Genomic DNA, 1,060 nt, shown 5'->3' on the forward strand with positions numbered 1-1,060 from the left:
GGTCAAGCCCCAGAAGGTGGTGTAGGACGGTGATCTCTTCTCCTGTCCTGACTATGCAGCAGGAATCGCGGCAGCAGGTCCCGTAACCACCTCCCCGACACTCTCCGGCGCAGTACCCACAGCACGACAACGAGCCAACACCTCGAGCCCGAGATACCGCCGACCCTCCGCCCATTCATCGGTTTGCTCGGCCAGAACAGCACCGACCAACCTGACGACCGCGTCACGGTTGGGGAAGATCCCCACCGCATCGGTCCGACGCCGGATCTCTCGATTGAGACGCTCGGCCGGATTATTCGACCACACCTGAGTCCACACATCCTTCGGAAACGCACTGAACGACAACAGATCCGGGCGAGCATTACCCAGATGCTCCGCCACTGCCGGGAGCCGGTCCTCGGTATACTCGACAAGACGATCGAACTGGGCATCGACCGCATCGGCGGTCGGCTGGTCGTAGACCGAATGCAGCATCGCCTTGACCGCCGGCCACATGCTCTTCGGGCACACACTCATCAGGTTCGCCGCGTAGTGGGTCCGGCACCGCTGCCACGCAGCACCGGGCAGGTTCGCCGCGATCGCATCGACCAGACCACGGTGTGCATCGGAGGTGACCAACCGGACCCCGCTCAGGCCGCGGGCGACCAGGTCGGCGAAGAAGGTGTTCCATGCCGGACCGGTCTCGCTGGTGGCCACGTGCAGGCCCAGCACTTCGCGGTGCCCGTCGGCGTTGACTCCGGTGGCGACCATCGCGACTGCGTTCACGACCTGCTTGTTCTCGCGGACTTTCATCGTCAATGCGTCGGCGGCGACGAACGTGAACGGGCCCGCGTGATCGAGGCGGCGTTGCCGGAACGCGGCGACCTGCTCATCGAGGTCCTCGGCCATGCGTGAGACCTGGGACTTCGACAGTGCGTTGATGCCGAGGGTTTTGACCAGCTTGTCCATCCGGCGGGTGGAGACCCCGGCCAGGTAGCAGTCGGCGACCACGGTGATCAATGCCGCTTCGGCGCGTTTACGGCGTTCGAGAAGCCACTCGGGAAAATACGTCCCGGACCGG

The 1,060-nt window shown here is 64.5% G+C and carries 1 protein-coding gene; it reads right to left on the reverse strand.

Going from position 1 to position 1,060, the window contains the following annotated elements:
- Positions 1 to 51: 51 nt before the first annotated feature.
- On the reverse strand, positions 52 to 1,060 hold a 1,009-nt coding region (locus ACFWB0_RS25605; RefSeq protein ID WP_378493203.1), incomplete at its 5' end, for an IS256 family transposase.

It is taken from the genome of Rhodococcus sp. NPDC060086, assembly GCF_042730275.1.
Lineage (GTDB): Bacteria > Actinomycetota > Actinomycetes > Mycobacteriales > Mycobacteriaceae > Rhodococcus.